The sequence below is a fragment of the Streptomyces sp. NPDC033270 genome, from assembly GCF_055576575.1.
In genome coordinates, this window is sequence record NZ_JBVIRA010000026.1 from 6,533 (window position 1) to 25,251 (window position 18,719).

An 18,719-nucleotide genomic window follows, 5' to 3' on the forward strand; every position below is an offset into this window, starting at 1 on the left:
TGCCCCTCGGCGAGGGAAAGGGTGCCCCCCCCCCCCCCCCCCCCCCCCCCCCCCCCCCCCCCCCCCCCCCCCCCCCCCCCCCCCCCGGGCCCGTCACGGTGCGGCCGATCTCCGCGGCGGCATCATGAGCCGCGTCGCTCCACCCACTGCCAGAAATCGACCATCATCCGCTCGTAGCGGATCCCGAACTCCAGCGCCTCGCGCTGTCCCCGCGTCAGCGCATCGCCCACGGAATCCGCGAGTTCCTCGTAGTTCGCGAGCGTGTGGTGATGCTCGGTCAGCTGCACCGGGGCGAGCACCTCCGGCCGGGCCCCGAACCACAGTTTCAGGATGCCGCGTTCGCGCGCCTCGACCGGCACGAAGGCCGGGTCGGCGAGCCACTCCTCCAGAGCCGTCTTTCCCGCCGCGGTCAGCTTCATCAGCCGCCGGTTGCGTCCACCCGACTGCCGGACCTCCGACAGCAGGCCCGCCTCCACGAGGCGGTCGCACTGCGCGTAGACCTGCGCGTGCGGCATCGACCAGAACGGCGCCACCGTGCGGGCGGCCTCGCCCTTGACGTCGTACGGACTGGCCTCACCCAGCTCGTCGATGATGCCGAGCACGAGGAACGAGGAGGTGGTCAACCGGGCGTCAGGCATGGCGCGACCGTACCGTGACGGCCGGCCGTCCGGAGGAGTGCGCACCCGCGCGGGCGTTCCGCGTGCGCTGCCGGGTGGTGGTGGCCGAGCGCTTCGGCCGGCGGCCCGCGGCGACCGAAGCGCTCCCTCAGGAGGGTTCGGGCAGTACGAGCCCGGTGAGCACCCGGTGCATCGTCCGCTCGAACCGTGCCTGCGGATCCTCCTCCGGGACCGCTCCGGTGCGATTGGCCATGGCGGCCGCGACATGTGGACGGTCTCCTTGGGCGGCCGCCTCGCCCAGGTAGGCGGCCTGCGCTGCCTGGCGGTCGGTGTTCCCGCGGCTGCCCTGGAGTTCGGCCCGGGCGAACTGGGTGACCAAGGCGTTCATCAGGGCGACGACTTCCAGCTTGGCCGGGCCGGGCAGCCGGACGGACGCCATGGCCCGCAGGGCGTATTCCAGGTAGTCCAGGCCCCTGGGCCCCAGCCGCAGGGGTTCCGGCGGAACGTCCGGCAGCCAGGGGTGCCGAAGATGGACGACCTTGGTCCGGGCCGCCAGGGCGACCAGGTCCGCCACCGGATCACCGCGGAGCGGGACGTCGAGGTCGATCTCCTGCGCCACCGCGTCCGTCATCAGGTCGAGCAGGTCCTCACGGCCGGAGAGGTAGCGGTAGAGGGAGGCCTGTCCGGTGCCCAGCTCTTTGGCCACCTGACGCATCGACACCGCCGACAGGCCGCCCCGGTCGGCCAGTTCGACGGCGACGGCGGCCAGCTCCGCGCGGCTGTGCACGGCCGCGGGGCCGCGGGTCCCGCGTTCGGGCCGCGCCCAGACCGTCACCTGTTCCTGGGCCATGCGTCCACCCGCCTCCTCCGTTTCGATGCCACACCCCGTACTCTAGAACTGCGAACGTTGATCGCAGTTATGGAGGTTCTTGTGTCCCTCACCCGGAAACACCTGTGGAGCCCGGTCCGCTGGGCGGAGAACGGCGCGGTGCGACTGGCCTTCGACTCGCTGACCGAAGGGGCCGACGGTGAGCCGCTTCTGCTGGCCACGGGGCTGGGCGCCAACCGGCGATGGGTCCCGGACGGGCTGTGCCGGATGCTGGCCGCGCAGGGCTTCGCCGTGGCCCGGTACGACCAGCGCGACGGCGGGGAGTCGACCCACCTGCCACCCGCCCCCACCGGCAACCCCATCGCCGCGCTCTTCGCCAAGCGCGGGCAGGCCTACACGGCCGAGGACATGGCGGATGACACCGCTGCCGTCCTGGACGCCCTGGGGTGGCGATCGGCGCACCTGATGGGCGTCTCCCTCGGCGGGGCCATCGCGCAGCGCGTGGCGCTGCGGCACCCGGGTCGCGTCCGGACCCTCACCTCCATGGCGGCCGTACCCGGAGACACCTCGGGGCTGCGGACCATGCGGTACATCAGGCTGCGGACCCTGGCGAACTTCGCCCGCCTGCGGTTTCCCGATACGCCCGACGGGGCCGTCGAGGCCGGCGTCGCCGTCTCCCGCCTCCTCGCCTCGCCCCACCGGCCCTTCGACGAGCCGGCCGCCCGGGAAGCCGCCGAGCGCAACGCCGACCGCGGCGTGTACGACCAGCAGGCGCAGAGCCGTCAGATCGGCGCCCAATGGCACGGCCCGCCGATCAGCGCCGTCACCCAGCCCACGCTCGTCCTCCACGGGGCGGACGACCCCCTCATCAAGCCCAGCGCGGCACGGGCGATCGCCTCCCGGATCCGTGGCTCGCGCCTGGTCCTCCTGCCCCGAGTCGGCCATGAACTCCCCGAATGCGCCTGGGCCGGCGTCGCCGCCGAACTCCGCGCGGTGGCCGACGCCGGTCGCCCCCTGCCCCGGCCGGCCGCCGGCTGAAGTGCTCAGCGCTCGGCTCGGCGGGCGCCGCGGGACCGGGTCTCCGTAGCGGACTGCGGCGTCCCGGTGCGCGGCGTCCAGCGCAGTGCCGCCCAGGCGAGGGTGCCGAGCGCGAATCCGTATACGGCGACGAGGCCGTGGCCGTTGTCCTGGGCGCACCACATCAGCAGGCCGAGTGCCGGGACGCCGAGCGCGAGAGCCTGCTCCTTCCTGATCCGACTGCGCGTCAGGAGGGCGGCGGCCAGGGTCGCCCCCAGGAAGTAGGTGGCGCCGGAACTGCCCGCGAAGTTGCGGGGGTCGGTGCTGGGGCCGCCGCCCAGGCCGAGCAAAGCGTCGATCCGCTCCGGCAGGAGGATGCCGGCGACGAAGAGCAGCGCCGTCAGCCGGCCGCCCCACAGCCACTGCGCGAGCGCCGCCACGAGGGCCAGGGTGGCGATGTTCCAGACCGCACCGCCGACGCCGCCGTTCTGCAGGAAGGTCGAGGTGAACACCCGCCACCAGCCGCTCTTGGCCGGATCGTTGTCGAGTGCGGCCATCGCCCCCGCCCAGCACAGCTGGAGGACGACACCGGCCACCGCCACCACGGTCAGCCCGACCGCGACCCACGGGACGGGCCGCCCGCGCAGCGAGTCCCGGCCCACCGCGCCGAGCCCACTATTGATCATCATCACCATCAACGCGGCCGTGCTCGCGCTGAACAGCAGTCCACCCATGTCCCCCGGACCCTCTTCCAACAGTGTTCGAAATCGGTCGGTCGTGACGCTAGCACAACTTTTCAAACGGCGTTCGAAAAAGTTGCTACGGTGGATCCATGAAGCTCACCAAGGAGCGGATCGTCGACGCCGGCATGGCCACGTTCGCCGAGACCGGGTACCACGGCCTGTCCATGCGCCAAGTGGCCGAGCGACTCGGCGCCCACGCGGGCAGCCTCTACTACCACGTGCGCGGCAAGGACGAACTGCTCGCCCTGATGGCCGACCGCGTCTGCCGGCACGCGTACGACGCCGGCAGCACCGCCCTGGCCGCGCTCCCGCCCGAGGCGACATGGCAGGAAGAGGTCGAGGCGCAGACCGCGGCGCTGCGCCGGAGCCTGAAGCGGCACCCGGGCGGCGCGCTCCTGCTCGCCGACAGCCCCAGCGCGCTGAGCCCGGGCGGCCTGTCCCTGATGGAGCGTCTCCTGCGGACCCTGCTCGACGCCGGCGTCCCCGCCGAGCACAGCGGCATCGCGGCCGACACCCTCCTCAGCCACGTCACGGGATTCGTACTCCAGGAGCAGACCGAGCCCCAGACGCCGACCGTCACCGCGGAGACCTACGCCGCCCTGCGTGCCCGCTTCCCCCTCGTCATGGAGCAGTTGCCCCGCCTCGGCCAGGACGAGAAGTTCCGGCGAAGCGTCGGGCTCCTGTGCGCGGGATTCGAGACCCTCAGAGGCGCATGACGGCTCGATGCTCCCGATCGCGCCGATGGTGCGGCCGCGGCCCGCCGGCTGCCGCCGACACCGTCAACTCCCGTGCCGGCCGCCGGCCTCCAGCACCCGATCCCGCGTCCCCTCGCCGGCGCGAGCCGGCGTACGCCCGTGACCCACATGTGATCAACGCCCCGTAATCTCCACCGGAGAAGGGGAATCACGGGGTACGTGAGCAAAACGGGGGCAGCGGATGACATACCGGCGTGCGGCGATACCGGCACTGGCCGGAGGGGTACTCCTGACGGCGCTTCTGTGGTGGGCGGGGGCGAGCGCGCAGGCACTCCACCTGCGGGGCGCCGGCGATGTGCTCGGCATCCCGGCCACCGCCGAACTCGAGCGCTGGCTCACCCCCTGGTCGTACGACCCGCCGTCCTCGGCCGGGCTCGGCACCGAGGGGTCCGGCGGGATCGGGGGCCCGGCCGAGGCCGAGAGCATCCGCTATCTCGCGCTGTACACCACCGCGTTGCAGATCCGGTTCGGCGCGGTCTTCGCCTTCTTCGTGCCCGGGGCGCTTCTCCTGGTCCGCAGGCTGCCGCCGGTGCGCGGCCGGATCCCGGTCTCGCTGCTCATGGTGTGGGCCTGGGGCGTGGTGGCCGGGACCCTGGCGGTCACCCTTTCCGCGCCGTGGCTGATCGCCTCGGGAGGGCACGGCAGTTACCGGCTTCTGCCCCAGCTGGCGAGCGTGATCTCCTCCGGGCGGCAGATCCTGGTGGTCACCGCCCTGGTCGCGGCGGCGGTGACGGTGCTCATCGCGCGGGTCACCGCCAAGGGGGCCGATCCGCTGCCGCGGGAGGCGGCGGTCGTCCCGGCGCGCCCGGCCCGCCTCGCCGCCACCGCGGGGACCGTGGTGATCGCCCTGTCCCTGGTGGTCCTCTCGTACCAGCCGGTCGCGGCCGCCCTCCAGGGGGTCTCTCCGGCCATCGGGATGCTGTCCGAACCGGGCGACCTCCTGCGCCAGTGGCTGCTGCTCGGCGCCTGGGACGGCCCCGCGGGCGCGCCGCTCGGCGGCTGGCTCCTGTATCGCGCGGCCGACGTGCTGCTGCTCGCCGTGGTGTGGTGGGTGCTGCGGCGGTTGCCCGGACTGCTCACCCGGGTCACCGTCCCGGCGATGGCGGCCGGCGCGGTGTGTGCGACCGTCCTCGGGCTGCTGGCGAGCCAGTTGCTGCGGATGGTGCTGGAGGGGGCGGAGGGGCTGCGCTGGGAGCTGCCGCAGCTGTCCGCCGGTATCGGTGGCGGCGTCCCGGCCGCCCTGACGTGCGGCCTGGTGGCGGGCGTCGCCGCTGCCGTGACACTGCGGATGGCCATGGGTCGCGCGGAGGCCGCCGACGCCACGGCCTCCCTCGACAGTGACCCATCGGACAGGCCCTAGCTAGGCTGCGTCGATGACAGACACGCAGCCGCGTCGTGATGTGGGCCCACCGGACAGCGACTCCGACGAGAAGTCGACCCTGCTCTCGTTCCTGAACTACGTCCGGGAGGCCATGGCCGCCAAGGCGCAAGGCCTTGCGGAGGAGCAGGGACGCACTGCCGGAGTGCCTTCCGGCACCAGCCTGTTCGGGCTGGTCAAGCACCTGACGGCGGCGGAGCGCTACTGGTTCCTCTGGGCCTTCGAAGGCGCCGACGTCGAGCATCCGGACTTCGGCATGGCACTCGCCGAGGACGACACCGCGGACAGCCTGCTGGCCGCCTATCGCGACACCATCGCGCAATCCAACGAGATCATCGAGCGTTGCCACGACTTGAGCCGCCCGTCCGCTCGGGCGGCAGGCAAGGCCGACGCGAGGAGATCGATGCGCTGGGTGCTGATCCACATGATCGAAGAGACCGCCCGCCACGCCGGCCACGCCGACATTCTCCGTGAACAGGCGGACGGCTCCGTCGGAAGGTGACGGGAGTGCGCCGCCAGTACTCCACGTCCGGGCGGGAGTCGGTGTCGGCGATGCGGATGCCGGGTCGGTGCCCCCGGTTCAGCGTCCGGGAGCGCCCGCGCGCAGGCCGTCCATGACGAGGTCCAGCAGGCGGTCCGCGCGGGAGTGCCAGTCGCCGTGCGGGTCGATCTGCCAGAGGCCGGCGATGGCCAGGAGGAAGTCGTCGGGGGTCAGTCCCGGGCGGATGGTGCCGGCTTCCTCGTTCGCCTTCAGCAGGGCGGCGACGGCTGTGGTCACCGGGCCGTGCCCGAGGCCGGCCAGGGTGCTGTGCGCGGTGGCCTTGCGCATGGCGTCGCGCAGGCCGGCCTTGGTCATGGCGTACTGGGCGAGGCGGTCCATCCACTCCCGCAGCGCCTGGTCGGGGGCGCGGGTCTCCAGGAGCTGGCAGGCGGTGTCCGAGACCTGCTGGACCTCGTAGCGGTAGACCTCCAGGACGAGAGACTCGCGGTTGGGGAAGTTGCGGTAGAACGTCCCCTGGCCGACGCCCGCCTTCTTCGCGATCGCGCTCAGCGGGGCGTCGGCGGAGTGGGTCAACTCCTCCAGCGCGACTTCCAGGATGCGCTCGCGATTGCGTTGTGCGTCCGAGCGCAGCGGTGCCTCTTTCGCCGGGGTGCTCGTCCCCGGTGTGTCCTCTGCGTGCTGCACTCGTCCCCCTTTCGGGAATCACCGACGGCCGACTCTTGTTAACCGGACAAGTGTCCGGTAGATTCGATCGGTAACCGGACAACTGTCCGCTAGGTTCACCATAGCTTATGTCGCTCCGCGCAGAACTCCATGCGCAGAGCCGTGCCACGACCTTTTGAACCGCTCACGGGGGCAGCTCGACTTGCAGCTCGACTTCCCGGCCGGCCGGACCGGCCCCAGCGCCCGCGCCCCGATGCCCGCCGCGCCTCATTTACGCGAAAGAAGGCTGATCATGGCCCTGTCGACGTCCAGCGCCATCACCCTGAACATCAACGGCGGAAAGCACACGCTGCCCGTCGACCACCGCACCACCCTGCTCGACGCGCTGCGCGAGCGTCTCGATCTGACCGGGACCAAGAAGGGCTGCGACCAAGGCCAGTGCGGTGCTTGTACGGTGCTGATCGACGGGCGCCGGGCCGTCTCCTGCCTGCAGCTCGCGGTCGCCGCCGAGGGGCGTGCGATCACCACCATCGAAGGTGTGGCGGACGGTGAGCGGCTCCATCCGGTGCAGCAGGCGTTCCTCGACCTCGACGGCTATCAGTGCGGCTACTGCACGCCGGGGCAGATCTGTTCGGCACTGGCGGTGATCGAGGAGCACGCGGCCGGCTGGCCCAGTGCCGTCACCGAGGACATACGGCCCGAAGCGGGGGCACCGCCGCTGACCGCAGACGAGATCCGGGAGCGGATGAGCGGCAATCTGTGCCGCTGCGGCGCGTATGTGTCGATCGTGCAGGCGGTCGCGCGGGCGGCGGAGGCGGACGTGGACATGGAGGCGGGGGCATGAGGGAGTTCGGCTATCAGCGGGTGTTCGACGTGACCGGTGCGGTCGCCCTCCTCGGCGCCGACCCCGACGCGCGCTACCTCGGCGGCGGCACCAATCTCGTCGACCTGATGAAGGCCGGTGTGGAGCGGCCCGCGCTCCTCGTCGACGTGCGCGAACTGCCCCTCGACCGGATCGAGACCACGGCCGACGGCGGTCTGCACATCGGCGCGACCGTCACCAACAGCGATCTCGCCGCCCATCCCGAAGTGCGGCGCCGCTACCCGGCGTTGGCGCAAGCCGTGCTGGCCGGCGCCTCCGGTCAGCTGCGCAACATGGCCACGGTCGGCGGGAACCTCCTCCAGCGCACCCGCTGCGGCTACTACGCCGACCTGGCCAAACCGTGCAACAAGCGGGTCCCCGGAAGCGGTTGCCCCGCCATCGCGGGCGAGCACCGCAACCACGCGATCCTCGGCGCCTCCGCGCAGTGTGTGGCCGTTCACCCCTCGGACATGGGGGTGGCGCTCGCCGCCTTCGACGCCGTCGTCACCTACGAAACGGCCGACGGGCCGGGCGAGTTGCCGCTCGCGGAGTTCTACCTTCCCGTGGGGGACAGCCCGCATCTGGAGACGGCGCTGCCGGCCGGGGCGCTGATCACCGGCGTCACTCTGCCGCCGGCCCCGGTCGCCGCGCACTCCCGCTACCGCAAGGTGCGCGAGCGTGCGTCCTACGCGTTCGCCATCGGCTCGGTCGCCGCCGCCCTGGACGTCCGGGACGGTGCGGTGCGCGAAGTACGCCTCGCCTTCGGGGCGGTTGCGTCCCGGCCGTGGCGGGCCCGGGAGGCCGAGCGCCTGCTGACCGGGGGGCCGGCGGACGCCGCCGCGTTCGCCGCCGCCGCGGACGCCGAACTGGCCGCCGCCGAAGCACTTCCCCATAACGGATACAAGGTGACGCTGATGCGCAACCTCGTCGTCGCCGAACTGACCGAGCTCGCCGAGGAGGTCGCGCGATGACCACGACGACACAGGCCACGGCCGCGCGGGGAGCCGTCGGCGCCGCGCACTCCCGCGTGGAGGGCCGCGACAAGGTCACCGGCGCGGCCCGCTACGCGGGAGAGATCCCCTTCGCCGAACTCGCCCACGGCTGGCTGGTGTTGTCCACCGTCGCCCGCGGCCGCATCCGCTCGGTCGAGTCGGCCCCCGTTCTCGCGATGCCCGGCGTCCTGGCCGTCCTGCACCACGGGAACGCGCCGCGCGTCGACGGCGACTACCTGGGCATGCTGGGGCGGCCCGACCCGATCGTCGAGGTCTTCCAGCACGACCGGGTGCCGTTCATGGGCTGGCCGGTGGCGCTGGTCGTCGCCGAGACGTCCGAGCAGGCGCGGGAGGCGGCCGAGGCGCTGGTCGTCCACTACGACGCGGAGTCGCACGACGTGGCGTTCTTCGCCGGACGTCCCGGCACCTACACGCCGGACGCCGCGGGCATGCAAACGGAGAAGGGCGACCTGGAGGCCGAACTCGCCGCGTCCACCCACGTCGTGGACGCGGAGTACACCACGCCCGAAGAGCACCACAGCCCGATGGAACCGCACGCGGCGACCGCGCGCTGGGACAGCGGCCGTCTCGAAGTCTTCGACTCCAACCAGGGCAGCACCTGGGTCGCGGACGAGCTGGCGAAGCTGTTCTCCCTCGACCCGGCCTCGGTCCGGGTGCGGTCCGAACACGTCGGCGGGGCCTTCGGGGCCAAGGGCATACGCGTACACCAGATCCTCGCCGCGATGGCGGCGACGGTCCTGGACCGCCCCGTCAGAGTCGTCATGACGCGCCGTCAGATGTTCTCGCTGGTCGGCTACCGCAGCCCCACCGCGCAGCGCGTCAGGCTCGGCGCCGACAGCGACGGACGGCTGCGCGCCTTCGACCACCAGGGGCAGAGCCTGACGTCGACCATCCATGAATTCGTCGAGCCGAGCGCCGGGTTCGGACGTCCGCTGTACGACGCCGACGCGCACCACACCGTCAACCGCGTCGTGCCTCTCGACGTGCCGACACCGACCTTTATGCGCGCGCCCGGTGAGGCTCCGGGCTCGTTCGCGCTGGAGTCCGCGCTCGACGAACTCGCCGAGAAGTGCGGCATGGACCCGATCGCGCTGCGGGCCCGCAACGAACCGGACGTGGGGCCCGTCTCCGGCCTCCCGTTCAGCAGCCGCAATCTCCTGTCCTGCTTCCAGGAAGGTTCCCGCAGGTTCGGCTGGGTGGACCGGGATCCGCGTCCCGGACTGCGCCGTGAAGGGCGCTGGCTGCTCGGGACCGGCACCGCCGCGGCCACCTTCCCCGTGCTCGTCGGCCCGTCCACGGCGGCCGTGACGGCGGAGGCCGACGGCACCTTCACCGTACGGATCACCGCGGCGGACGTCGGGACCGGAGCGCGGACCGCGCTGACCCTGATCGCCGCGGACGCCCTCAAGGTGGCACCGGAGCGCGTCCAGGTACGCATTGCGGACAGCGACTTCGGCCCAGCGATGCTTGCGGGCGGCTCGATGGGCACCCGCTCCTGGGGCTGGGCGGTCACGGCCGCGGTGCGCGAACTGCGGGAGCAACTGGCCCTCGGCATCGACATTCCGGAGCAGGGCATCACGGCACGGTCCGACACTACCGAGGCCCTCGGCACGCTCACGCAGAAGGAACGGCACTCCTTCGGAGCGCAGTTCGCCGAGGTCGCCGTGGACGTCACCAGCGGCGAGGTCCGGGTGCGGCGGATGCTCGGCATCTTCGCCGCGGGCCGGATCATCAACCCGCTGACCGCACGCAGCCAGTTCATCGGCGGTATGACCTGGGGTATTTCGATGGCGCTGCACGAGGAGGCCGTCAGGGACCCGGCGTCGGGCGGCCATGTGGGCGCCGACCTCGCCGGCTATCACGTCGCCGCGAACGCCGATGTCCCGCGCATCGAGGCGGACTGGGTCGACGACCCCGATCCGGAGGACCCGGTCGGGATCAAGGGCATCGGCGAAATAGGCATCGTGGGCGCCGCGGCGGCGATCGCCAACGCGGTCTGGCACGCGACCGGAGTACGCCACCGACACCTGCCGATCCGCCCCGACCGCGTGCTGCTGGCGGGTGCGCCGACCGGGACCCGACATGCTTGATATCGCCGCGGAATTGAACCGCTGGGCCGAGGAGGGACGGTCCTTCGCCGTCGCCTCCGTCGTGGCGGTGGGCGGCAGCGCACCGCGCGGCCCCGGCGCCGCCCTCGCCGTCGACGCCGAGGGCACGGCCATCGGGTCGGTCTCCGGCGGCTGCGTCGAGGCGGCGGTGTACGACCTGTGCGTTCAGGCGCTCAAGGACGGCGCGACCGTGCGCGAGCGGTTCGGCTACAGCGACGAGGACGCCTTCGCGGTGGGACTGACCTGCGGCGGGGTCGTCGAGGTCCTGGTCACGCCGATGGGCGCCGGCGCGCCGGTCAGGAAGGTGGGTGCAGCGGCGCTGTCGGCCGCCGCCCGCGGGGAGACCGCGGCGCTGGCCCGTGTGGCCCAGGGGCCGGATCGGCTCCTGGGCCGGGCGCTGCTGGTGCGCCCCGACGGATCGTTCGAGGGCAGTCTGGGCGGCAGTCCGGATCTCGACCGGGCGGCGGCCGGCGAGGCCCGTGCCCTGCTCGACGCGGGCCGCACCGGCACGGTCGCCCTCTCGGAGAGCGGCTCGCGCTGCGATCCGGCCGGCCTGTCGCTGTTCGTCGAGTCGAGCGTGCCGCCGCCCCGCATGATCGTCTTCGGTGCCGTCGACGTCGCCGCGGCGCTGGTGCGTACGGGCAAGTTCCTCGGCTATCACGTGACCGTGTGCGACGCCCGACCGGTCTTCGCCACCCGCGCCCGCTTCCCCGAGGCCGACGACCTCGTCGTCGACTGGCCGCACCGCTACCTCCAGCGCACCGCGACCGATGCCCGTACGGTCTTGTGCGTGCTCACCCACGACGCCAAGTTCGACGTTCCCCTGCTGACGGCGGCGCTGCGGCTGCCGGTCGCGTTCGTCGGCGCGATGGGCTCCCGCCGCACCCATGAGGACCGCGATCGCCGGCTTCGCGAAGCCGGTGTCACCGAGCGGGAGTTGGCCCGGCTGCGGTCCCCGATAGGCCTGGACCTCGGAGCCCGTACGCCCGAGGAGACCGCGCTGTCCATCGCGGCGGAGATCGTCGCGGCCCGGCGGGGCGGCACGGGCGTTCCGCTGACCGGCTCGGCGACTCCGATCCACCATGACCCGGACGACGGCGCGGACGGGCTGGGCGTTGCCGCCGGCGCGGACGGCCGGGGAGCCGGTGCGGCCGGGAGGCATGCGGCGGCCTGACGCGGCCTGATGCTGCATGACGCGGCCGGGAACACGGAGGGTCGTCGAGGTCCGGGTCACGGACGATCGCCGAGGTCCGGGTCACGGACGGTCGCCGGACGCCGACCCGGGGACCGGCGCCGAGGCATTCACCCGTGGCCCGGAGCCCCGGCCGGGCCGCTCGCGCCGGTAGCGCCGGGCCGCGAGACCCCAGCAGAGGCCGAAGACCAGCCAGTACGGCGACCACAGCAGCAGATCCCAACCGGCCTCGTAGCGCGCGAGATCCGCGGCGGACGCGGGGACGGAAACCGCGCCGGTCAGCAGCCCCAGGTCGGGGAGGAACCCGTAGCCCAGCAGTCCGATCGCGCGCGACACCATGAACAGGCACCCCGCCCAGGAACCGGCGAGCAGCGCCCCGCGGCGGATCCTCCCGTGCGGCCGGAAGCGGCCGGACAGATGGAGCGCCGCCGCCATGCCGGCCACCGCCGGCGCCACGGACATCCAGTGCCCGAGGACCGCGTCCGCCGTGCGGTTCAGCAGGTCGTCCCGGGCGGCACGGGGCAGCGGAGTCTGCCGCATCAGGAACGTGCCGCCCAGTGCCCAGTCCAGCTTCATCGCACCGTAGGCGAACGCACAGCCGAAGGCCACGCCGGCCGCCGTCCCCCGCCCCCGGCCGCCGTTCAACGCCCCGCCCCGGCTGCCAGCCGGTCCCGGGGCGGGCGGGTACGCAGCCCGTACGACATCGCCACCACGAGCCACGCCCCGAACTGGGCGCCTTCCCGCACGAATTCCAAGGCCTCGCCCCAGCCGAGGTGGCCCCACGCGAAGTCCGTACGCCCGAGGGTCGCCACCGCCCCCAGCGACAGCATCACCAGCGAGAGCGCCAGTGCGCAGCACAGTGCCCAGCGCGGGATCCGGGCCCCCCACCGCGTGACGGACGCCAGTGCTACCAGCGCCGCGAGCGCACCGAGCGCGGCGTTGCCCGCCTGGGCGAGCCCGGCGTGGGCGAACTGCGCCTGTACGGCTGCGGGGGCGGGATGACCGGGCATGCCGATCTCACCGCGCACCGCCATGTACACCTTCTGCGCCGAGTACACCAGCATCTCCGCCACCGCCACGCATGCGGCCAGCCGGACGAAGGGTCCCGCGGGCACCGGCCGGGCGGGTCCGAGCAGCTTGCGGCGGAACAGGCCACCGCACATCTCCAGGGTCATGAACCCCATGCTGTCCGGCGCCGGTTCCGCCCACTTCCTGCCGAGGAACCATCGCGCTCCGCCGTGCGGGCGAGGACCGGCTCCGCCCGGCGGATTACGGGCGCCGCACTACGGGCCGGCCCTCGCCAGCGCCCGGCCGTACCTCACAGCAGGTCTTCGAGGGTGAGGGGCAGCTTGCGGATACGGCGTCCGGTGGCGTGGTGGACGGCGTTGGCGATGGCCGCGGCGGCGCCCACCTGACCGACCTCTCCGACGCCCTTGACACCGAGCGGGTTGACGATCTCGTCCGCCACCTCGACGAGTTCGACCTCCACCGACGGCGCGTCGGCATGGACCGGAACGAGGTAGTCGCCCAGGCTGGAGGCGACCCAGCGGCCGCGGCGCGGATCCATGTAGTTGGCTTCCAGGAGCGCCTGGCCCAGTCCCCAGAGCATCCCGCCCATGAGCTGGCTGCGGGCCGTCTTGGGATTGAGGACCCGGCCGGGCGCGAAGGCGCCGACCATCCGGCGGACCCGGGCGACCCCGAGGCCGGGGTCCACGGCGACCTCGGCGAACTGGGCACCGAAAGTCATCATCCCGTAGCGGGTGCTCTCGGCCGACGGGGACCAGGAGCCGCCCGCCTCGACGTCAGGGAGGAAGTTGCGGTGCAGCAGATCGGCGTAGCTCTCGCCGGTCCCGGCATCCGCATGCGGCATCATCCGGCCGTCCCGTACGACGACGGCGCCGGGGTCCGCACCGTGCAGGGGCGACTGGGTGTCCGCGACGGCCAGCGCGACGAGCTGGTCGCGCAGGCGGGTCGCCGCGGTGTGGACGGCCGCGCTGATCATGCCCGCGCCCGAGGAGCCGACGGCGGCGGCGATGGTGGGCAGGGTGGTGTCACCGCCCTCGAAGCGGCACCGCTCGACGGGCAGGCCGAGGGCGTCGGCGGCCACCTGCGTCATCACGGTGGCGACACCCGTGCCGAAGTCGGGCGTCGCGGCCTGCACCACGGCGGTGCCGTCGGAGTACAGGCGGGCCCGGGCGCGCTGCGGGTTGTTCGGACCGTAGACGGGGTATCCGGCGGTCGCCATGCCGTAGCCGATGAGCCACTTGCCGTCGCGGTGGGACCGGGGTTCGGGGTTGCGCCGGTGCCAGCCGAAGCGCTCGGCCCCGCGGGCGTAGCACTCCTTGAGCCCGCAGCTGGACCAGGGGTTGCCGGTGGTGGGGTCGGTGTCGCTGTAGTTGCGCAGGCGCAGCTCCACCGGATCGATGCCCAACCGGTGGGCGAGGTCGTCCATCGTGCTCTCCAGCGCGAACATGCCGGAGGCCTCACCGGGGGCCCGCATGAAGGTCGGCGTCATGGTGTTGGCGCGGATCAGCCGGTAGACGCCCTCGTAGTTCGGGCAGGCGTAGATCTGGGAGGCGACGCCGAGGGAGGGCTCCGCCCAGTCGTCGAAGTGCGAGGTGGGCGAGAGCTTGTGATGGCGCAGCGCGGTGAGCCGGCCCTCCTTGTCCGCGCCCAGCGTGATGCGCTGCTCCTGTTCCTCCCGGTGGCCGACCGACGTGAACATCTGCTCCCGGTTGAGGGTGAGTCTGACGGGGCGTCCGACCTGGCGGGCGGCGAACGCGGCCAGCGCCGGGTGCGCCCAGATCATCGCCTTGCAGCCGAAGCTGCCGCCGACGTAGTGCGAGACGACGCGCACCTTCGAGGGGGTCAGACCGAGCAGCGCCGCGACCGTGAGCTGGGTGGCCGTCACCCCCTGGGTGGCGTCGTAGAGGGTGAGCTGGTCGCCGTCCCAGGCCGCGGTGGTGGCCGAGGGCTCGATGGGGTTGTGGTTGTTCGCGGCGTAGGTGTACGTGGCGTCGATGCGCACCTCGGCCCGCGCAAGCCCGCTCTCCACGTCGCCGCGCCCGCTGCGGCCCGGGATGAAGCCGGCGAAGATCGCCTCGGGCTCGTACGCCTCGTCGCGCCCCTGGTCCAGGGTGGTGACCGACGGCGTCTCCTCGTAGGAGAAGCGGATCAGCGCGCCCGCGTGCTGGGCCCGTTCGAGGGTGTCGGCGACGACGACGGCCACGGGTTGCCCCGTGTAGTGCACCACCTCGTCCTGGAGCGGGAAGAAGGTCTGTCCCGGAGCGGGCATCCCGGCGAGCGAGGGGATCAGCGGGGGCTGTCCGGCGGCCTTGGGCAGGTTCTCGTGGGTGAGGATGCTGAGCACCCCTTCGGCCTGCAGCGCCTCGGAGGTGTCGATCGCGGTGATCCGGCCGCTCGGTACGCGCGCGCCGACCAGGACGGCGTACGCCATGCCGGCCAGCAGCACGTCTCCGGAGTAGCGCGCGCCGCCGGTGACCTTGTGGCGGCCGTCGACGCGGTCGGTGGGCTGTCCGATCGCGAGGGTCGGTGTGCTCATGACGGGCTCTCCGCTCGGGTGAGGTGCTCCAGGACGCGGACGACGGTCCGCTGGGCCAGCTCGGCCTTGAAGGCGTTGAGCGGCACGGTGCGGGCGGCGGCGAGCTCCTCGCGGGCGGCCCGTGCGAAGACCTCGGTGCGGGCGGGGGCGCCGCGCAGCATCTCCTCCGCGCGACGGGCGCGCCAGGGCTTGGTGGCCACGCCGCCCAGCGCCAGCCGCACCTCGCCGAGCACGCCGTCGTCCACGGTCACCGTGGCGGCGACGGAGGCCAGGGCGAACTCGTACGACTCGCGGTCGCGGACCTTCGTGTACAGGGAGGTGCGCGCCGCGGGCAGACCGGGAACCTCGATGCCCACCACCAGTTCGCCGTGCTCCAGCGGGTGTTCCAGGTGCGGGGTGTCGCCGGGCAGCAGGAAGAAGTCGTCGATCGGGTAGACCCGCCGGCCGCGCGGGCCCTCCGTATGGATGCGGGCGTCCAGAGCCACCAGCGGCACGGCGACGTCCGACGGGTGGGTGGCGATGCAGTGGTCGCTGACGCCGAGCACCGCGTGCCCGCGGTTGAAGCCGTCGAGGGCGCTGCAGCCACTGCCCGGATCGCGCTTGTTGCAGGGGGACGTCGCGTCGCGGAAGTAGCCGCAGCGCACGCGCTGCATCATGTTGCCGCCCATGCTGGCCATATGGCGCAGCTGCGCGGAGGCACCAAGTTCCAGCGCCTGCGCCACCATCGGGTAGCGCTCCCGTACGGCGGGCGCCGCGGCCACCTCGCTCATACGGGCCAGCGCGCCGATGTACAGGCCGCCGTCCGGTCGGTCCTCGATCTGGGTGAGCGGCAGATCGTTGATGTCCACGAGCCGGCGCGGCAGCAGCACGTTCTGCCGCAGCAGGTCGACCTCGGTGGTGCCGCCGGCCAGGAAGTCGCTGGTGGGGTCCGCGGCGACGGCGGCCACCGCGTCGGCGACGGCGGTGGCGCGGGAGTAGCTGATGGGCCGCACGGAGGTCTCCTCAGGTCTGGTCGCGGACCGCGCAGATGGCGGCCCGGATGTGCGGATAGGCGGCGCAGCGGCAGATGTTGCCGCTCATCCACTCGCGGATCTCGGCGTCGTCCGAGGCGTGGCCCTCCTTGAGCAGCGCGATCGCCGACATGATCTGGCCGGGCGTGCAGTAACCGCACTGGAAGGCGTCCTGCTCGATGAAGGCGCGCTGCATGGCGTGCAGCTCGTCGCCCTCGGCCAGGCCTTCGACGGTCGACACCGCGCGGCCCTCGCAGGCGATCGCCAGCGTGAGGCAGGACAGCACCCGGCGCCCGTCGACCCACACCGTGCAGGCGCCACAGGTGCCCTGGTCACAGCCCTTTTTCGCACCCGTCAGGGCCAGCCGCTCACGCAGTGCGTCCAGGAGACTGACCCTGGGTTCGACCTCGCAGGTCCGGTCCTCGCCGTTGACGTTCAGGGTGATCTTGACTGGGTCGGGGCCGCGTTCCGGGAGTACGGCGGCCGCGGGGGCCCGGGACGGGCGGTGGGGAGCGGACACGGGCAGACCTCCTCTGGCTGGATCTTTCATCCTGTTTCATCCGATTCGGGGTCGCGACCTGACGCCCGTGGTCGGGGGGGCGACCACCGTCACCAAAAGCCGGCGCGGTGGGGGAGAGGCAGAATCGAAGCAAGGGCAGCCGCGAGTGTCCGGCGCGTGCCTGTCCGAGCCGGGAAGCGACGCATGATGCCCGCAAGCCGTCGCCCCCTCCCGGGCCCCCTCGCCACGGGGAGGTCCGGCGATGACCGCCGCCGACCCGTTCGGCCCAGGGCGACCAGCCGACTCCTGTGGCGGCGCAGCCGAGCGGGCTGCGCTGGTGGAGTTCCGCAACATGCGGCTGCTGGACGACCGGGGGACTTCTACGCTCTCGGGATCGCCACCGTCAAGGCCGCCTACCCCACCGAGGCGGTCCGCGCCGCCGACCCTCCGGGCCACTTCGCCGGCTACGGACCCGACCGGCTGGTCACCCGCTGCGTACGGACCGGCCGCCCCATCCTGATCCCCCACGTCGACGACCGGGAGCTGTCACACATCGCCCGGGCCCGGCCCTGACCCGGCCCCGCTCCACCGGCTGCCGACCCGCGGATCACCCGGGGGGCCGGGCGTGCCGGGACGCGTCCTCGGGCACACCGAGGCGTTCGAGCAGCAGCCCCTCCCGCGTGGACCAGGGGCAGATCTCGACGCTCGACACCCCGCACGCCTCCATGAGGCTCTCGGCGATCAGTGCACCCGCCAGGGACTGCTCGGCGCGGTGCCGGGAGATGCCGGGCAGGGTGCCGCGCCGGTCCGGGGCGACCTCGGCCAGCAGGCGGGTCGCTCCGCGCAGCTGGGACAGGGTCAGCTGCCGCCCCGTTCGCGGCGGTTCGCCGCGTGCGGCGCCGGCGAACCGTGCGAGCTGCTCGAAGGTCTTCGAGCAGGCGAGCACGCGCTCCCCTGGCGCCGCCCGCGGCACCCCGGGCTCCAGACTCAGGCAGTGCCGCAGATGCCGGCGGACCTCGGCCAGCCGCCGCCCGGAGGAGGCGATCCCGCCGGGCAGCAAGTCCCGGGTGATCCGGCGGGCGCCCAGCGGCAGCGAGCGGACCATACGGGGCTGGGCGTCCGTTCCCGAGGCGATCTCGACGGTGCCGCCGCCGATGTCCAGGACCAGCAAGGGGCCCACTGCGCAGTGGGTCCACTGGCGGGCCGCCACATAGGCCAGCCGTGCCTCCTCCTCGCCGGGCAGCACCCGCAGCCAGGTGCCGGTCGTGCGGGCCACCCGCGCGATGACCTCCTCGCGGTTCGGGGCGTCCCGGATGACGGAGGTGGCGAACGCGAACACCTCCGGCAGGCGCAGATGCGGGTGCGCGGTGGTCGCCTCGGCCACCGCGCGCTGCACGCTTTTGACCCCGGCCTTGCCCAGCCGCCCCTTCCGGTCGAGGGTCTCGTGGAGTCTGAGCCGCACCTTGTGGGAGAAGACCGGTTCCAGCACCGCCCCCGTTCGCCACCGCACCACGGTGAGCAGCGCACTGTGGCACCCGACGTCCAGCACACCCGCCTGCCGCATCCAGCCGCCTTTCCGGAAATCCCCGCTTTGACCCCGCTCCGTAATAATGATGTCACTCATTGTGCCCGCATGTGCCCATGGCGCCGGATATTGATGAGCCGCACTGAATATCGATAAAGCGCGCCCACGGCAGCTCGCAGGTAAATCGCAGGCGGGCCGCAAGCAACCTGCAGGTCTGCGGGTTCTTGGCCAGTGCTGTTTTCGGACAACTTTGCGCGCGATGCGATCGCGGCGCGAAGAAGCATTTCCAGGCCGCGATCGACGAGCCGGCCGAAGCAATTCCGGATCTGGTAAGTGCGCCGGGTAGTGCCCGCGGTAATTGGCGGGTTTGTGTCTTTCCTTTTCCTCTCCCCCCGATGCGCCCGACGGGATCGGACATGCGGGGATGCATGATGATGATCATGT

Annotated in this window: 19 protein-coding genes; 8 read left to right on the plus strand and 11 right to left on the minus strand. The window is 72.7% G+C overall.

Annotated features, from left to right (window positions below; genetic code table 11):
* Positions 1-122: 122 nt before the first annotated feature.
* On the minus strand, positions 123-638 hold the full coding sequence (locus ACZ5XZ_RS30125; protein ID WP_468983576.1) for a helix-turn-helix transcriptional regulator: 516 nt from the start codon (positions 636-638) through the stop codon (positions 123-125).
* A gap of 127 nt (positions 639-765) precedes the next feature.
* Positions 766-1,467, minus strand: a complete 702-nt coding sequence (locus ACZ5XZ_RS30130; protein WP_468983577.1) for a TetR/AcrR family transcriptional regulator — start codon at positions 1,465-1,467, stop codon at positions 766-768.
* Positions 1,468-1,548: 81 nt separating this feature from the next.
* On the opposite strand from ACZ5XZ_RS30130, the gene ACZ5XZ_RS30135 reads away from it, so the two are divergent.
* Positions 1,549-2,484: an alpha/beta fold hydrolase gene (locus ACZ5XZ_RS30135; protein WP_468983579.1), complete on the plus strand. Its 936-nt coding sequence runs from the start codon at positions 1,549-1,551 to the stop codon at positions 2,482-2,484.
* Positions 2,485-2,489: 5 nt separating this feature from the next.
* Here ACZ5XZ_RS30135 and ACZ5XZ_RS30140 read toward each other — a convergent pair whose 3' ends face one another.
* Positions 2,490-3,197 (minus strand): hypothetical protein, encoded by a 708-nt coding sequence (locus tag ACZ5XZ_RS30140; protein ID WP_468983581.1) that lies wholly within the window; start codon positions 3,195-3,197, stop codon positions 2,490-2,492.
* A gap of 98 nt (positions 3,198-3,295) precedes the next feature.
* On the opposite strand from ACZ5XZ_RS30140, the gene ACZ5XZ_RS30145 reads away from it, so the two are divergent.
* The 3 genes from ACZ5XZ_RS30145 to ACZ5XZ_RS30155 all read left to right on the plus strand — a co-directional run bounded on the left by ACZ5XZ_RS30145 (position 3,296) and on the right by ACZ5XZ_RS30155 (position 5,841).
* Positions 3,296-3,922, plus strand: a complete 627-nt coding sequence (locus tag ACZ5XZ_RS30145) for a TetR/AcrR family transcriptional regulator (protein WP_468983583.1) — start codon at positions 3,296-3,298, stop codon at positions 3,920-3,922.
* Between the two features lie 220 nt (positions 3,923-4,142).
* Positions 4,143-5,321: a hypothetical protein gene (locus ACZ5XZ_RS30150; RefSeq protein WP_468983584.1), complete on the plus strand. Its 1,179-nt coding sequence runs from the start codon at positions 4,143-4,145 to the stop codon at positions 5,319-5,321.
* 13 nt (positions 5,322-5,334) lie between these two features.
* Complete coding sequence (locus tag ACZ5XZ_RS30155) at positions 5,335-5,841, plus strand: DinB family protein (RefSeq protein ID WP_468983587.1); 507 nt, start codon at positions 5,335-5,337, stop codon at positions 5,839-5,841.
* A 78-nt stretch (positions 5,842-5,919) separates the two neighbouring features.
* Here ACZ5XZ_RS30155 and ACZ5XZ_RS30160 read toward each other — a convergent pair whose 3' ends face one another.
* On the minus strand, positions 5,920-6,525 hold the full coding sequence (locus tag ACZ5XZ_RS30160; RefSeq protein WP_468983589.1) for a TetR/AcrR family transcriptional regulator: 606 nt from the start codon (positions 6,523-6,525) through the stop codon (positions 5,920-5,922).
* 271 nt (positions 6,526-6,796) lie between these two features.
* On the opposite strand from ACZ5XZ_RS30160, the gene ACZ5XZ_RS30165 reads away from it, so the two are divergent.
* From ACZ5XZ_RS30165 to ACZ5XZ_RS30180, 4 genes are read left to right on the plus strand one after another with little or no spacing between them, the layout of a single operon-like run.
* A complete protein-coding gene (locus tag ACZ5XZ_RS30165) occupies positions 6,797-7,348 on the plus strand; it encodes a (2Fe-2S)-binding protein (RefSeq protein WP_468983591.1) in 552 nt (183 codons plus the stop codon).
* Positions 7,345-8,337 (plus strand): FAD binding domain-containing protein, encoded by a 993-nt coding sequence (locus ACZ5XZ_RS30170; RefSeq protein ID WP_468983594.1) that lies wholly within the window; start codon positions 7,345-7,347, stop codon positions 8,335-8,337. Before ACZ5XZ_RS30165 ends, ACZ5XZ_RS30170 begins: the two co-directional genes overlap by 4 nt.
* Positions 8,334-10,469: a xanthine dehydrogenase family protein molybdopterin-binding subunit gene (locus ACZ5XZ_RS30175; RefSeq protein WP_468983596.1), complete on the plus strand. Its 2,136-nt coding sequence runs from the start codon at positions 8,334-8,336 to the stop codon at positions 10,467-10,469. The genes ACZ5XZ_RS30170 and ACZ5XZ_RS30175 overlap by 4 nt, the downstream gene beginning before the upstream one ends.
* Positions 10,462-11,661 (plus strand): XdhC family protein, encoded by a 1,200-nt coding sequence (locus ACZ5XZ_RS30180; protein ID WP_468983598.1) that lies wholly within the window; start codon positions 10,462-10,464, stop codon positions 11,659-11,661. Before ACZ5XZ_RS30175 ends, ACZ5XZ_RS30180 begins: the two co-directional genes overlap by 8 nt.
* Before the next feature lie 81 nt (positions 11,662-11,742).
* Here the strand turns inward: ACZ5XZ_RS30180 and ACZ5XZ_RS30185 are convergent, their stop codons facing one another.
* From ACZ5XZ_RS30185 to ACZ5XZ_RS30215, 7 genes are all read right to left on the minus strand, one after another.
* Positions 11,743-12,288 carry a hypothetical protein gene (locus ACZ5XZ_RS30185; RefSeq protein WP_468983600.1) on the minus strand — a complete coding sequence of 182 codons (546 nt, stop codon included), beginning with the start codon at positions 12,286-12,288 and terminating at the stop codon, positions 11,743-11,745.
* A gap of 32 nt (positions 12,289-12,320) precedes the next feature.
* Positions 12,321-12,854: a hypothetical protein gene (locus ACZ5XZ_RS30190; RefSeq protein ID WP_468983603.1), complete on the minus strand. Its 534-nt coding sequence runs from the start codon at positions 12,852-12,854 to the stop codon at positions 12,321-12,323.
* A 143-nt stretch (positions 12,855-12,997) separates the two neighbouring features.
* Complete coding sequence (locus ACZ5XZ_RS30195) at positions 12,998-15,241, minus strand: xanthine dehydrogenase family protein molybdopterin-binding subunit (protein WP_468983605.1); 2,244 nt, start codon at positions 15,239-15,241, stop codon at positions 12,998-13,000.
* Complete coding sequence (locus tag ACZ5XZ_RS30200) at positions 15,238-16,233, minus strand: FAD binding domain-containing protein (protein WP_468983607.1); 996 nt, start codon at positions 16,231-16,233, stop codon at positions 15,238-15,240. Before ACZ5XZ_RS30200 ends, ACZ5XZ_RS30195 begins: the two co-directional genes overlap by 4 nt.
* Positions 16,234-16,243: 10 nt before the next feature.
* Positions 16,244-16,771, minus strand: a complete 528-nt coding sequence (locus tag ACZ5XZ_RS30205) for a (2Fe-2S)-binding protein (RefSeq protein ID WP_468983608.1) — start codon at positions 16,769-16,771, stop codon at positions 16,244-16,246.
* Positions 16,772-17,357: 586 nt separating this feature from the next.
* Complete coding sequence (locus ACZ5XZ_RS30210; protein ID WP_468983610.1) at positions 17,358-18,314, minus strand: Ppx/GppA family phosphatase; 957 nt, start codon at positions 18,312-18,314, stop codon at positions 17,358-17,360.
* A gap of 52 nt (positions 18,315-18,366) precedes the next feature.
* Positions 18,367-18,717, minus strand: a complete 351-nt coding sequence (locus ACZ5XZ_RS30215; protein WP_468983612.1) for a hypothetical protein — start codon at positions 18,715-18,717, stop codon at positions 18,367-18,369.
* Positions 18,718-18,719 lie beyond the last annotated feature (2 nt).

Coding starts and splice junctions, on each gene's coding strand:
- ACZ5XZ_RS30125 (WP_468983576.1), bottom strand. CDS start 638: ATGCCTGACGCCCGGTTGACCACCTCCTCGTTCCTCGTGCTCGGCATC.
- ACZ5XZ_RS30130 (WP_468983577.1), bottom strand. CDS start 1,467: ATGGCCCAGGAACAGGTGACGGTCTGGGCGCGGCCCGAACGCGGGACC.
- ACZ5XZ_RS30140 (WP_468983581.1), bottom strand. CDS start 3,197: ATGGGTGGACTGCTGTTCAGCGCGAGCACGGCCGCGTTGATGGTGATG.
- ACZ5XZ_RS30145 (WP_468983583.1), top strand. CDS start 3,296: ATGAAGCTCACCAAGGAGCGGATCGTCGACGCCGGCATGGCCACGTTC.
- ACZ5XZ_RS30150 (WP_468983584.1), top strand. CDS start 4,143: ATGACATACCGGCGTGCGGCGATACCGGCACTGGCCGGAGGGGTACTC.
- ACZ5XZ_RS30155 (WP_468983587.1), top strand. CDS start 5,335: ATGACAGACACGCAGCCGCGTCGTGATGTGGGCCCACCGGACAGCGAC.
- ACZ5XZ_RS30165 (WP_468983591.1), top strand. CDS start 6,797: ATGGCCCTGTCGACGTCCAGCGCCATCACCCTGAACATCAACGGCGGA.
- ACZ5XZ_RS30170 (WP_468983594.1), top strand. CDS start 7,345: ATGAGGGAGTTCGGCTATCAGCGGGTGTTCGACGTGACCGGTGCGGTC.
- ACZ5XZ_RS30175 (WP_468983596.1), top strand. CDS start 8,334: ATGACCACGACGACACAGGCCACGGCCGCGCGGGGAGCCGTCGGCGCC.
- ACZ5XZ_RS30180 (WP_468983598.1), top strand. CDS start 10,462: ATGCTTGATATCGCCGCGGAATTGAACCGCTGGGCCGAGGAGGGACGG.
- ACZ5XZ_RS30190 (WP_468983603.1), bottom strand. CDS start 12,854: ATGACCCTGGAGATGTGCGGTGGCCTGTTCCGCCGCAAGCTGCTCGGA.
- ACZ5XZ_RS30195 (WP_468983605.1), bottom strand. CDS start 15,241: ATGAGCACACCGACCCTCGCGATCGGACAGCCCACCGACCGCGTCGAC.
- ACZ5XZ_RS30210 (WP_468983610.1), bottom strand. CDS start 18,314: ATGCGGCAGGCGGGTGTGCTGGACGTCGGGTGCCACAGTGCGCTGCTC.
- ACZ5XZ_RS30215 (WP_468983612.1), bottom strand. CDS start 18,717: ATGATCATCATCATGCATCCCCGCATGTCCGATCCCGTCGGGCGCATC.